We start from the raw sequence: 13,270 nt of genomic DNA, 5'->3' as shown, positions 1-13,270 counted from the left end.
AAAATCAAAGAGCAAACTAGGAAACTAGCCGCAGGTTGCTCAAAGCACTGCTTTGAGGTTGTAAATAAGACTGACGAAGTCAGCTCAAAACACTGCTTTGAGGTTGTGGATAGAACTGACGAAGTCAGTAACCATACCTACGGCAAGGCGACGCTGACGTGGTTTGAATTTGATTTTCGAAGAGTATTAGTGATTATTCCATTTCAAAAACATCACTTTCTTGCTTGTTTGGTAGGACCAATGAGAGCAAGATTCCGACGATGGCCGGTACCAACCATGGGAGTGATGCCTTGGCAAAAGGAAGAGCATTGACAAAGTTTGCAAGAAACTCAACCTTAAACGAGCTTCCTAGTACGCTTGCAATGGCAATAGCTGTAACCACAGCAATTGTCAACTGCATACCTGGTTTTGAAAGAGCCACAAATTTGTTAACAATGACAATCATGACGATGGCAATCGTGATTGGGTACAAGATAACCAGTACAGGAATCGAGTACTTGATAATCGCATCAAGACCCAAATTGGCAATAGCAAATCCAATCAAGGTAAAGGCTGTTGCATAAACCTTGTAGCTGATTTGTGGGAAGCGTTCATTAAAGAACTCAGCTGTTGACACAATCAAACCAACTGTTGTTGTGAAGCAGGTTACGGTAACCATAGCTGCGAGGAAGAGTTGAGCTGTTGAGCCAAAGATTTCTTGAGTCGCTTGTGACAAGATGTAAACACCTGGTGTTCCACCCTTCATCGCTTCAGCTGGTACTGGGAAATGATTTCCAAGGAAACCTAAACCGATGTAAAGAGCGCTGAAGGCAAGGGCTACAACGATGCCAACAACCCAAATAGTTGAAATGTATTCTTTCTTACTTGAAAATCCAAGCTGTTTCAAGGTTTGAACTGCGATTACACTGAAGGCAACTGAGGCAAGGGCATCCAAGGTATTGTAACCTTCTAGGAAACCTGTACCAAAAGCAGAAGCTTGATAAGCTTCCGAAGCAGCTTGAGGACTTGTTCCACCGTATTTGATAGCTCCTAGAACAACCAAGATAACAATCAAAATCGCAAAGACTGGTGTTAAGATCCGTCCAATACGGTTCAAGATTTTTGATGGATTAAGCGAAATTAGATACGCCGCCGCAAAATACAAAACAGTAAAGACAATCAATCCAAGACCTTTATTTGCATCCGACAAAAGGGGCTTAATCCCTACTTCGTAAGCTGTTGTAGCAGTACGTGGAATAGCAAAGAATGGACCGATTGACAAGTAAAGAACTGAGAGGTAAAGAGTCGCAAACCAAGGCGCTATCTTTGTTGAAATCTCGTAAATATATCCTTTAGGATTTAGCGTTCCAATAATAAGTGTCAAGACGGCGATACCGACGCCTGAGAAGACAAAACCTGCGATGGCAGGAAGAAAATGTTCTCCAGATAGAGCACCTAGAGAAGGCGGAAAAATCAAGTTCCCCGCACCAAAAAATATTCCAAACAGGAGTAAACCTGTTAGGGCACCTTTTTTAGCCATATAAATCTCCTTCATATTTATAAAATACTGACCTAGTATATCATGAATAAGAGTATGAAAAAAGCTTCACGAAGTAAATATTGAATGTTTTCAAGATTCTCAAAAATGAGAATTATCTAAAAATTAAACTCCCCTACCCAGATCACACCAAGTAGGAGAAAATTTTAATGTTTACAGTTCTTCAAAGGCCAATATGCCACCTTGGACATTGATAACCTCATAACCTTGTTCTGATAGGAATTGGCAAGCACGCGCCGATCTCATTCCAGATTTGCAAATGACATAATGCAAGTTGTCCTTGTCCAACTGATCATAGCTATCAGCTAATTGACTAAGTGGTAGGTTATGGGCACTTTCTAAATGAAGAGCTTCAAACTCTTCTACTTCTCTCACGTCCACTAGAGAAAGTTGGTCGTTTTGGTAAAGCTGGTAAAATGCGTCAAAGGCTATTTCTTTCATTCTTTTTCTCCTCTTTGATGCCATTAAGGCAAGATTAATATCTCATAGGTAAATCCAATCGACTTTAAAAATCGGAACAAGTCTTTGCTTTTGATAAAGATAGTTTTTTCATTGGTATTAGGATGGAAAGTCATGGCATCATCTGAAATAATGTCCTTATCAAAATAGACATGAATATCTTTTTCTTCATTATTTAACAAACCAAAAGGAGATACCGTTCCTGCTGGTAGGTTCATTTTCTCAGCCAAGGAGTCCAATGAGGCCATGCGAATCCGATCAGCTCCCACTTGCACTTTAAAGTCATCCATATCCAATCGCTTCTTATCATCCATGATCAGCAGATAGTACTGGGTTTTCTTTTTGTTAGTCAAAAACATAGATTTGGTCCGAACTCCTTCCAGATCTTTAATATAGCTATCTGCCTGCTCTGTCGTGAATACAGGTGGATGATCTACCACATTATATGTAATCCCCAACTCTTGCAACTTTTTGGCTACTTGTTGGTAAGCATCCATAAATTTTCTCCTTTATTGATGAATAATCTTATTTACTAATGCTTGCAATTCTGGCACCACTTCTGACTCAAACCAAGGATTTTTGGCCATCCAGATTTGATTGCGTGGTGAGGGGTGTACCAGTGGAAAATAGGCTGGCAAGTAGTTCTGGTAATGTCTTACCCGTTCTGTCACCTTGCCACTGACTTTCTCCTTTAAATAGTAAGCCTGAGCATATTGCCCAATCAAGAGGGTCAATTGGATATCAGGCAATTCTTGCAAGAGCTGCGGATGCCATTTTTCAGCAAAGTCTGCTCGAGGCGGTAAATCTCCAGACTTGCCATGTCCTGGAAAATAGAAATCCATGGGCATGACTGCAAAGTAACCTGAGTTGTAAAAGGTATCTTCATCTACACCTAGCCACTCCCGCAAGCGATCACCACTTTTATCCTTCCAGTAAAGTCCAGCTTCTTGGGTTTTGAGACCAGGTGCCTGCCCAATGATATTGATACGGGCGGTCTTTGGGGCTGCAAAGAGAGGCTCTATTCCTTGTTTCGTATAACTCTCATTTTGTGGGTCCACCATGATGGCTTGCTTGATTCTTTCGATTTGAGACATTTGTTTCCCCTCCAAAAAGAAGTCCAAGCATAAAATCTCAGACTTCTATGGCATTATTTAATCAATTCGTAAATCGCTTCAGCATAGATGGCTGCTGCACGGAAAAGATCCTCCAAGGCGATAAATTCGTTGGCTTGGTGCATAGTATCAATAGAGTCTGGGAACATGGCACCATAGGCTACACCACGTTCCAATAGACGTCCAAAGGTTCCACCACCGATGACTTGCTCATGACCTTGAAGACCTGTTTGTTTCTCATAAACGCTCAACAAGGTTTGTACAAGTGGATCTTCCATTGGTACATAGTGAGGTGTGTGACCATGTTCTGATAAGCTAACAGAAACAACTGGCAAGTTTTCAAGGATTGACTTGATTTGTTCTGGACTTGTTCCTTTTGGATAACGGAAGTTGAGGGCAATGGTATTATCAGCACTTGCTTCGTCAAAGCGGAAGACACCAGCATTCATAGAAAGAGCACCCATCTTTTCATCCACATGAGCCACTTTTAAGTTTTTACCTTCATGGTCATTTAAGAGAATCTTACCAGCAATGTCAAGGTAGTCTTTGGCTGAAGCAGCAAAGTCAAACTGGCTAAGGAAGAGGGCTAGGTAAGTCGCACCATTGACACCTGAAGCAGGCATAGCACCGTGGGCTGATTTACCGATAATCGTAACCTTATACTGACCATTTTCTTCTTGGATTTCTCCTCTAAGCCTGTGCTCTGCAACAAAAGCATCTAGTTTAGCTTGCAAGTCAGCCAAGTCTCCTGAAACGACTGCAGTTGCTGACTCAGGTACCATGTTTTCACGTAAACCACCTGAGAAGCTGTGAAGACGAGCTGCCCCCTTGTTTTCACCGGCAAAGTGGAGATATTCTGTGATATTTCCTTTTTCACCATTGATGATTGGGAATTCAGCATCTGGAGAGAAACCAAAGTCTGGCTTCGCAAGTCCTACATGGTCAAAGTAGTAGTCCATATCTGCCCAGCCTGATTCTTCATCAGTCCCGACAATAAAGCGAACTTTTTTAGAAGTTGGAAGACCAAGCTCTTTGATGATTTTCAAACCATAGTAACATGCTGTAGTTGGTCCTTTATCATCAGAAGCACCACGCGCGTAGAGACGGCCGTCTTTAATAGTTGGAGTGTAAGGATCCGTATCCCAACCGCTACCTGCTGGCACAACGTCCATGTGGGCAAAGATTCCAAGAACTTCTTCCCCTTCACCAAACTCAAAATGTCCTGCATAGTTGTCAACATTTTTTGTTGGGTAACCATCACGATCTGCGATTTCAAGGAATTTTTTCAAGGCTTTTACTGGACCAGGTCCAAATGGATGCTGGGCATCAACCTTGCTATCATCACGTTCAGAGTTAATTTCCAAAAGGCTAAACAAGTCAGCCAAGAGGTCTTCTTTGCGTTTTTCTACTTCTGCTGTAAAATCAATTGCTGTCATATTATCTTCCTTCTATCTTTTCTCGATGATTTCATCTACTGGCAAGCGGTAGCTTGGTTCTAATTTCTCGTCCGTGTAACCTACCGTAATCAAGAGTTCTGGGCGGAAACGGTCTTCGATTTCCAAAACTTGGTTGGCTTTTGATTTGTCAAAACCAAGGATAATGTTGGAACCAATTCCTTGGTCTGTAAGAGCTAGAACCAAGTTCATGGCAACCAAACCTGCATTGAGGGCTAGGTAGTCACTGACCTGCTGTTCATTGTAGCGCGCAAATTCAGCTGGCAAATTTTTCATGAAGTATTGTAATTGTTCTTCTGAGAAATTCTTTGCTCCACCGACACGGGCGATCTTGCGAGCACGTTTGGCCAAATCTGTATCTGTAAACAAGGCAATGGTTACAGGTGCTGATGATACCTGCTCAAAGTTGGAACCGTAAGCCAATTTTGCCAGTTCAGCATTTTTCTCACGAACGACCACAAATTTCCAAGGCTGGCTGTTATGGGCACTTGGAGCCAAGGTTGCAATTTCGATAGCCGTACGCACATCTTTGGGATCCACTGGCTTATCAGTGAAATGCTTGGTCGCATGACGTTTTTTATTTAATTCAAGAAATTTCATAATCGATTTCCTTTTCTAATTCTACTGCTTCCATTCTACCATAATTTGAAAGAGCTTGCAGGGATTTTTCATGATTAAGTTTTTTTATCACAGCCATAAAAAATATATATTGGTTCATCGGGAAAGTTTCTGATAAACTAATAGATAACTTTACATTTGAATGGAGACATTATGAAGAAATTTAGCCTATTACTAGCCATCCTACCATTTTTGGTTGCCTGTGGAAATCAAGCTACACCTAAAGAAACCAGCTCTCAAAAAACAATCGTCGTTGCTACAGCTGGTGATGTGCCGCCATTTGACTACGAAGACAAGGGCAATCTGACAGGATTCGATATTGAAGTTCTAAAAGCAGTAGATGAAAAACTCAGCGACTACGAAATTCAATTTCAAAGAACCGCCTGGGAGAGTATCTTTCCAGGACTTGATTCTGGTCACTATCAGGCTGCAGCCAATAACTTGAGTTACACAAAAGAGCGTGCTGAAAAATACCTTTACTCACTTCCAATTTCGAACAATCCCCTCGTCCTTGTCAGCAACAAGAAAAATCCTCTGACTTCACTTGACCAAATCGCTGGCAAAACAACGCAAGAGGATACCGGAACTTCAAACGCTCAATTCATCAATAACTGGAATCAGAAACACACTGACAATCCCGCTACTATCGATTTTTCCGGAGAGGATATCGGTAAACGAATCTTAGACCTCTCTAACGGCGAATTTGATTTCCTAGTCTTTGACAAGGTATCAGTTCAAAAAATTATCAAGGACCGTGGCTTAGACCTCTCAGTCGTTGATTTACCTTCTGCCGATAGCCCCAACAATTATATCGTTTTCTCAAGCGACCAAAAAGAGTTTAAAGAGCAATTTGATAAAGCTCTCAAAGAACTCTATCAAGACGGAACACTTGAAAAACTCAGCAATACCTATCTAGGTGGTTCTTATCTCCCAGATCAATCTCAGTTACAATAAGATAAACTAAAAACGATTGGACCAGCCAATCGTTTTTAGTTTGCATTGGTTATTTTAGGAAACTCTTACAAAAAATCAAAATAATCCTTCACATCCTCTACATACCCATGCTTTTCTATTAAGCTGGCTAAAAGTTCCAGATTGTGCCCCTGATAGTTGTCTTCTCTTCGTAGCTCTTCATACATTTCGATAAAGGGAAGTCCCTTGGACTTGGCCAGTTCTAACTCCGCTTCATAATCATAAGCGACTTTACGAAATAGGATATTCACCAATTCCCCATCTTCAACTCCTATCACGGCATACTGGGCACGGTGATTTTTTAACGCCTCCCAATTAAAATAGGGCATGCCAATCGACCCTGGATTGATGATTTGTTGCCCTTGACTGCCATAACGAAGCAATTGCTTGTGAACATGACCATAGACTGCCACGTCCGTTTCCTCATCTAGCAGTTGGTCAAATTTCTCCGTATCATTCTCAACCAACAAGTCACCTCCATAATTTTTGTCAGGTAAATTATGAGAGAGAGAAAAACGCAGTCCCTCAACTTCTTTCTTTTCCAGCATAGGCAAGCTTCGTAGCCAGACAATCGTTGCAGGATCCATTCGCTCCATCAAAAACTGGGTCAATCGCATGAGCTGGACTTCCTGTGGGTCTTCTAAGCCATATTGCCCATCTAAAGCCTCAAGGACACAATCATCCCAATTACCTCGAACACTTGCCGTGATAGGAAGATCCTTTAGCAGGGTTACCAAGTCATTTGCACCTGGACCAGGAAGAAAAATATCTCCCAGAAGCCAGTATTCCCTGACTCCTTGATTTTTAGCATCTGCAATCACTGCTTCTAAGGCCGTCGCATTGCCATGAATATCTGATAAAACTGCGATTTTATGGTTCATGATGGTCTCCTTCTGTTTGATAATCTACTCTTTCTTCCACCACTTGAGCTAATTCCACTTCTTCCTGCGGTTTCAACTTTCTTTGCACAGCTTCTGCGACAAGTCTTGGCACCCCAACTTCGACAATCTCATCCACACTGGCTTCCTTGATTTTTGTCAGAGACTTGAAATGCTTCATGAGATTTTGCTTGCGTTTAGGTCCCAGACCTTCAATTCCATCCAGTTGTGATGAAAAGGAATTTTTTGAGCGCAGTTGGCGGTGGAAAGTAATGGCAAAGCGGTGCACCTCATCTTGAATGCGTTGGAGGAGGAAAAATTCCTGAGAATTGCGAGACAACTCCACCACCTCAAGCGGATCTCCAAAGAGCAGCTCATGGGTTTGGTGTTTGTCATTCTTTTGCAGACCTGCAATGGGAATATCCAAACCCAGTTCCTCTTGGATGACTAGCTTAGCGATATTGACTTGACCTTGTCCCCCATCGATGACAATCAAATCTGGAGGAGTCAAACCGTCACGCTGTACTCGACCATAGCGCCTGCGAATGACTTCTCTCATACTGGCATAATCGTCCGGTCCAACCACAGTCTTGATTTTATACTTACGGTAATCTTTTTTACTTGGTTTGCCGTTGACAAAGACGACCATGGCTGAAACAGGGCTAGTTCCCATGATGTTGGAGTTATCGAAGGACTCAATACGAACTGGGGTTGGAATTTGGAGCAAGCGTCCCAGGTTCTCGATGGCTCCCTGGGTCTTTTCGACTGATTTCTCTAGCAGGTTGAATTTCTGCTCCAGACTAACACGGGCATTCTTTATAGCCAGATTGACCAGCTGTTTTTTCTCTCCACGCTGGGGTTTGAGAATCTTAGTATCTACCAAGACCTTGACGGCTTCTTCATCAATATCCTGCGGTATCAACACTTCATTGGGAACCAGGTGAGATTTTTCTTGATAAAATTGTCCTACGTAGGTCAGAAAATCCTCATCCGGATCATTGTAGTAGGGGAAGAGATTGACATCGCGCTCAATGAGCTTGCCCTGACGGACAAAGAAAACCTGAACACACATCCAGCCCTTGTCCACATAGTAGCCAAAGACATCGCGATTTTGGAGATCCTTAGCCATGACCCGTTGCTTGGTTCGAAGCGTTCCAATGGCCTGAATCAAGTCACGATATTCCGCCGCCCGTTCAAATTCCATAGTCTGGGCTGCAGTAGTCATCTTTTCTTTGAGACCATCGATAATCTTGTCATCCTGCCCTTTTAGGAAATCAGAAACCTCCTGAGCCATGGACTTGAAATAGTCCTCATCCTTCTTACAGATAGTATGGGCCATACATTGGCCGATATGGTAATAGAAACAAACCTTAGACGGTGGATTGGTACATTTCCGAAAAGGAAAAATCCGATCCAGTAGCCGCTTGATCTCATTGGCCGCCCCCACATCGGGATAAGGTCCAAAATAAAGACCTCCGTCCTTCTTGACCTGACGGGTGATAATCAAGCGCGGATAGCGCTCATTGGTGATTTTGATGAAAGGATAAGACTTATCATCCTTGAGCATGATATTGTACTTGGGTTTATTTTCCTTGATGAGATTGATTTCTAGGAGAAGTGCCTCAATATTAGACTCAGTAACGATAAATTCAAAATCCACAATTTCAGACACCAAGGCCTCTGTCTTGGTATCATGACTCCCACGGAAATAAGACCTCACGCGGTTACGCAGATTTTTAGCCTTTCCTACATAGATAATAGTCCCGTTTTTATCCTTATGAATGTAGCAACCAGGGTTGGTCGGCAAGAGCTCTAGTTTTGATTTAATCAAGTTATTCATAGTTCCATTATAGCAAAAAAGTAGGGAAAGATAGTTCCCTACTCATTGGTCTCATATATTTTTCGAAGGTTTGCAACATCCTCTTCCTGGATACCATAAAAAGAACCTGCAGGTTGCATCACCGACTTCTCATCTGTATGGTCCAAGCCAATCGCATGACCCAACTCATGTTCTGCTGTATGGACAATGCGCTCATAGGAATAGCCATAATCCGGATTGGACAGATAATAGTGATTCAGACGTACCGTTACGGATAAGAATTGCCCTGTTAAGAGATTGGTCTGACTTTCCGCCTCTCCTGCCACAGGGGTGCCTCCGTCATTCATCTCAGTAGCCAAGATATCTGCCTTGCTGGACTCGGTGACAATTTCAAAATTAAAAGCACCAGTTTGATTCCAGTTCTGAATTGCTTCTACATAAGCCTCTTGAAAGCGTGAATCCATATAAGGATCCAAGTAAATACGAGCAGAGGCCTGCGGCCACCTTCCTTCAGAATGCTGGTGACTATCTGTCTGGTTCAACTTAGGCAGTTGCCCTGTTCTTTCCCATTGGTCAATGCTTTGTTGACCAATTTTTACTGACCGCTCTGCTTGCTTTAGCGCTTCTTGAAAATCCCCGTTCACATACCAGAGAAAACCAAAAGCAAGAGCACATAAGAGAACAACTGTCCAAACCAGGCGCCAAAACAAACGCCACACAAAAGAAAAGAAAGCCCCTATCAAACGAAAAAGCCAGCGCATATTCTTCCACCTTTCTAGCAAATAAAGAATATTTTACTAAAACAAGCTGAAAGAAAGCTAAATACTGACTTTTTTATCTTATACTCAATAAAAATCAAAGAGCAAACTAGGAAGCTAGCCGCAAGTTGCTCAAAGTACTGCTTTGAGGTTGTAGATAAGACTGACGAAGTCAGCTCAAAACACTGTTTTGAGGTTGCAGATGGACGCTGACGTGGTTTGAAGAGATTTTCGAAGAGTATTAACGTCCTAATATTTTTTTGAGTAATTGAATAGCCTTGTATTTTAAAGGCGATGGATGGTAACGGAAAGTACCTGCTTTTCGTACAATGTAGCCATTAAAATTCTGTTTAAAACGCAAAACACCATCACTACCATCAAAAATCCCTTGAATGCCTAGGAAGTTGTATTTAGGTATTCCACGTTTTATACTTTCCAACATAACATATTTTTGAAGTAGCGCAGGGGCATAGAACTTATTAAATTCAGTGTAGGAACCACTAAAGAGGTAAGTCGTTTCCTGAGGCATATAAACAAATAAACTCCCGGCTAAAACAATATCTTCTTCTCCATATTTTTCAATCAAGTCTCTCGCTTCTGCTTTTCGAACTTCAAAAGTTTCAAATTGACTAGAATATTCTCTCAGTTGATTTTGTTTTTTCTCAGAATGAGGATTTTTACTCAAATCAAGTCGCAACTTGTCCAAGATTTCTTCTAGTTTACTTTGTTCACCTTGCAATTTGCTCATATACTCCGAAAAATTTAAGCTTGCTATGAGAAACTCCGCCTGTTCTCCAAATGAATCATAAAAGTGCTCATAATATTCTAAACTTTTATCACTATATTCTCTACGTTCAGAGGTTTCTTTTGTGATATTCTTAAAAATCGATAGTTCTTCACGTTTTAACTTTTTCAACCGAATGCCAAACGTTTCAGCCTTTTTCACCAAGGGTTTACCCTTTTTGCTAAAACTTTTAAGCAAATTCTTTTCAGTTAAATCAGTCAAATCCTTATAATATAACCAATTCGGTTCCCCACCTGGATATCCTGTCGTCAAACCATCAAATTGATAACCCAAATCAGTTAAACCTTGAATAATACTTTTTTTCTCAACATCTATTGGATCACCTTCACTATCAAAAGTTTGATAAGTTTCATAAGGTTTTACAAGCAACTCTAATACACCATTTTGCTTGGCATATTCTTTTAACTCCGCATAAAAAACTGGAAGAGCATCTTGTTGAGTATAAATAGGCCCCGAATTGAGCTCCATACGCAGACCACCTAGCATGGGCAAGCTATAAACCAGAGCTGCAACTTGAATTTCTCCTTCTTGTTTCAAAGCAAGGTAAACAATTCGAGCCCCTCTTTTTTCTAATAAGTCCCCCATCTGGACAGATTGCATAAAGGAACGAGAAGAAACCTGATCAGAATAAGTACGAAACTCTTTTTTCGTGAGTGTAGTTAGTGCCATATACTTACTTTCTATGTTTTTTTCTTAATGTTTTACGGAAATCAAGAGCAAGTCTTAACAGAGGATAGAGAGGATGAGTGGGCATTGTAAATTCACCCAAATATTCTTCAATCGTTGGATTAAATTTTTCCTTAAACTGATAAAGTCCACCATTGAGAGAGTTTTCAACACCACCTAAATTTTGCCACACCATACCTCGCTCAAAGGCATAGCGAGCCGTTTCATACCAAGTTAAAATTGGTGCATTGTAACGTTTAAAATCATCATCCATACCAGCATATAGATTGACAGAGGTAGTACCAAATTCCAAACTCAAAGTAGCCGCTAAAGGAATGTTTGATTTTCCCATATTCATATATCCCTGCAAGAAATCTATTTCCTCTTCTAAACGTTCTTTTTCTTTTATATTTTCCTGAACTTTTGAAGGTTTGGTTGCATCATTAAATTTTTCTGCAACTACTCTATTTTTTTCTAACTGTTCTTCTAATTCTCTTAAACGCTTAGAAACATCCAAACTCGTTAGCGTGATATAGGAATCTTCTTTGAAGTTATCTAATAATTTTTTATAATAGGCTTCGTTTCTTAAATGAATCTCTTTGCGCTTCTCAGTTTTTTTCATCAACTCCGAAAATGAATCTAATAGTTCCAGTCCACCATATTGAACCTCAAGCCCTTTGTTTCGAGCCGTTCGGATAGCTTGTTTTGTTGACTTAGAAAGTTTATCTTCTTCAAAATTTTCCTTGTATATTTTCGCCTGAATACGAGGTTGAATAGTATCATCCATCTCGGCTGTCTGCCCAGACCATTTCACTCCTAGTTGCCCTAAAGTCTCAACAAGAGCAAGATTTTCAGGATATTCTGTTTTATCTTGATTGACCAAATGTTGAGATTGACAAATACTTGGGTCAAAAGTCACAAAGATAGCTTTCTTACTGCGAGCATAAGACTTAATAGACTGCAGGACAAACTTTAAAAGTTCTGTATCCCTGTAATCCAATATGGGACCTCTTGGAATATAAAACATTTTATACCCCAAAGGCAGAGACTTTATGAGAATACTAGCCACAGCCAGTAATTTTTCCCCTTCATAAACCCCAAATCTCTCATGATTCCAATCAGATTTCACTTTTTCCCAAGCACTGCTTTGTAATAGATTAACCATGGGATGTTCTTTTACAAAACCATCATACTCTGATAGTGGTATCCCAAGCTGATAACGATACATATTTTTCTCTCTTTCAACTAGTATCTCTCTACTATTTTACTATTTTCGATTAAAAAGTCTAGCGAAAATAGACTTTCATCAATGTTTTTAAGCCAAGAATAACTATAAATGGTGGTTTATTTATAAAAAATTAGCTCAATCTCTCTTCTAATTTGAAATCAATCGGTAGAGTTTTTAAAAACCGTTCCAATTGTTTTTCCCAGTAGTACCACTCGTGAGTTCCAGAGCTATGGCTATAGGTCACATCAAAGCCCAGTCCTTTAAGATTTTTCACTGCTAGATTATTGGCTTCATACAAGAAATCCTGCTCGCCACACCAAGCCCATAGCTTGGTCTTTTTATCCGATGTTTTAGCCAAACTTTCAAGAGAATAAGGGCTAGCTGTCCAATCTTTAATCTCCCCAAACACACCTCTCCAATAAGCTGGCGTTCCCAAATTTTGGCTTTCAGGAGAAAAATCTTGAAAGCTCAGGGCGCCTGAAAAACTAGCTGCGTGAGAGAAACGATTTGTAGCAAGAGCCAATTTGAAACAGCCATAACCTCCCATAGAGAGGCCAGCGATAAAGGTCTTTTCACGCTTGCTAGTTATATTAGGGAAGAAGCGTTGCAGAATCTGTGGCAATTCCTCTGCTAGAGCCGTGTAGTAGTCAAAACCATATTGGGTATCGGTATACCAACCATTGCTGGTATTGGGCATGACAACGACGAGATTAGTTCCTCGAAGCAATCGTTCTACGTTGGTCCGCTTGAGCCAGCTATTATGATTACCAGACATCCCATGCAAAAGATACAAGACAGGGATATCTTTACATTCTGGATCTTCCACTCGATTGGCATCAGGGTAGAGGACATTCACTCCCCACTCCATATCCAATACTTGTGAGTAATACTCAATTTTCATTACTGCCATGATTTTCTCCTTCTATTTTCCGACAAGAAAAAGCCGAAATTCGACTTTCTCTCT

General features: G+C 40.8%; 13 protein-coding genes. 1 reads left to right on the top strand and 12 read right to left on the bottom strand.

Annotated elements, in window-relative coordinates; genetic code table 11:
- Positions 1-193: 193 nt before the first annotated feature.
- From brnQ to ADI86_RS09725, 6 genes are all read right to left on the bottom strand, one after another.
- Positions 194-1,519: a branched-chain amino acid transport system II carrier protein gene (brnQ, locus tag ADI86_RS09750; protein WP_049532831.1), complete on the bottom strand. Its 1,326-nt coding sequence runs from the start codon at positions 1,517-1,519 to the stop codon at positions 194-196.
- Between the two features lie 171 nt (positions 1,520-1,690).
- On the bottom strand, positions 1,691-1,978 hold the full coding sequence (locus ADI86_RS09745; RefSeq protein WP_049532830.1) for a rhodanese-like domain-containing protein: 288 nt from the start codon (positions 1,976-1,978) through the stop codon (positions 1,691-1,693).
- A 23-nt stretch (positions 1,979-2,001) separates the two neighbouring features.
- Entirely contained in the window at positions 2,002-2,493 is a 492-nt protein-coding gene (locus ADI86_RS09740) for a prolyl-tRNA synthetase associated domain-containing protein (protein ID WP_049532829.1), read from the bottom strand.
- 12 nt (positions 2,494-2,505) lie between these two features.
- A complete protein-coding gene (locus tag ADI86_RS09735) occupies positions 2,506-3,090 on the bottom strand; it encodes a uracil-DNA glycosylase family protein (RefSeq protein ID WP_049532828.1) in 585 nt (194 codons plus the stop codon).
- Positions 3,091-3,143: 53 nt separating this feature from the next.
- Complete coding sequence (gene pepV, locus ADI86_RS09730; RefSeq protein WP_049532827.1) at positions 3,144-4,544, bottom strand: dipeptidase PepV; 1,401 nt, start codon at positions 4,542-4,544, stop codon at positions 3,144-3,146.
- A 12-nt stretch (positions 4,545-4,556) separates the two neighbouring features.
- Positions 4,557-5,162, bottom strand: a complete 606-nt coding sequence (locus tag ADI86_RS09725) for a nitroreductase family protein (protein WP_049532826.1) — start codon at positions 5,160-5,162, stop codon at positions 4,557-4,559.
- Between the two features lie 171 nt (positions 5,163-5,333).
- On the opposite strand from ADI86_RS09725, the gene ADI86_RS09720 reads away from it, so the two are divergent.
- Positions 5,334-6,134: an amino acid ABC transporter substrate-binding protein gene (locus ADI86_RS09720; protein ID WP_049532825.1), complete on the top strand. Its 801-nt coding sequence runs from the start codon at positions 5,334-5,336 to the stop codon at positions 6,132-6,134.
- 65 nt (positions 6,135-6,199) lie between these two features.
- Here ADI86_RS09720 and ADI86_RS09715 read toward each other — a convergent pair whose 3' ends face one another.
- From ADI86_RS09715 to ADI86_RS09690, 6 genes are all read right to left on the bottom strand, one after another.
- On the bottom strand, positions 6,200-7,033 hold the full coding sequence (locus tag ADI86_RS09715) for a metallophosphoesterase family protein (protein ID WP_049532824.1): 834 nt from the start codon (positions 7,031-7,033) through the stop codon (positions 6,200-6,202).
- Positions 7,023-8,870, bottom strand: coding sequence for an excinuclease ABC subunit UvrC (gene uvrC / locus ADI86_RS09710; RefSeq protein WP_049532823.1), 1,848 nt, complete (start codon positions 8,868-8,870; stop codon positions 7,023-7,025). Before uvrC ends, ADI86_RS09715 begins: the two co-directional genes overlap by 11 nt.
- A gap of 38 nt (positions 8,871-8,908) precedes the next feature.
- Positions 8,909-9,610, bottom strand: coding sequence for a M57 family metalloprotease (locus tag ADI86_RS09705; protein ID WP_049532822.1), 702 nt, complete (start codon positions 9,608-9,610; stop codon positions 8,909-8,911).
- A gap of 238 nt (positions 9,611-9,848) precedes the next feature.
- On the bottom strand, positions 9,849-11,081 hold the full coding sequence (murN, locus tag ADI86_RS09700) for a peptidoglycan bridge formation alanyltransferase MurN (RefSeq protein WP_049532821.1): 1,233 nt from the start codon (positions 11,079-11,081) through the stop codon (positions 9,849-9,851).
- Positions 11,082-11,085: 4 nt separating this feature from the next.
- Positions 11,086-12,306, bottom strand: a complete 1,221-nt coding sequence (locus ADI86_RS09695; protein ID WP_049532819.1) for an aminoacyltransferase — start codon at positions 12,304-12,306, stop codon at positions 11,086-11,088.
- A gap of 130 nt (positions 12,307-12,436) precedes the next feature.
- On the bottom strand, positions 12,437-13,216 hold the full coding sequence (locus ADI86_RS09690; protein WP_049532817.1) for an alpha/beta hydrolase: 780 nt from the start codon (positions 13,214-13,216) through the stop codon (positions 12,437-12,439).
- Between the last annotated feature and the right edge of the window lie 54 nt (positions 13,217-13,270).

This window comes from Streptococcus pseudopneumoniae, from assembly GCF_001074975.1.
Lineage (GTDB): Bacteria > Bacillota > Bacilli > Lactobacillales > Streptococcaceae > Streptococcus > Streptococcus pseudopneumoniae_D.
The sequence above is the reverse complement of the archived record's forward strand: the minus strand, read 5'-3'. Positions and strand labels throughout refer to the sequence as shown.